The sequence below is a fragment of the Ruminococcus sp. N15.MGS-57 genome (assembly GCF_000980385.1).
Lineage (GTDB): Bacteria > Bacillota > Clostridia > Oscillospirales > Ruminococcaceae > Hominimerdicola > Hominimerdicola aceti.
In genome coordinates, this window is record NZ_LARF01000173.1 from 1 (window position 1) to 228 (window position 228).

Consider the following 228-nt stretch of genomic DNA (forward strand, 5'->3'; position numbering starts at 1 on the left):
TTTTGTTACAACAGAATTTCCGTAGCTGTGACCTGTTGCTTTTGTTGTGCTATCCTTGTATGAAGTACCGCAAACAGAACACTTGTGGAGAGTGTAGCCGCCAGTAGTGCAAGTAGGTGCAACAATTGTGTCAGCATATTTGTGTGAAGTCTTTGGTATAGTTTCTGTAACTGTCGCATTGCACTTTGTGCAAGTCTTTGTTTTTGTACCCTCTGATGTGCAGGTCGG

At 43.0% G+C, this 228-nt stretch carries 1 protein-coding gene; it reads right to left on the reverse strand.

The window, feature by feature from the left end; translation table 11 throughout:
- Positions 1 to 228: hypothetical protein (locus tag WS40_RS11165; RefSeq protein ID WP_046442370.1), on the reverse strand; the 228-nt coding region annotated here is incomplete at both ends.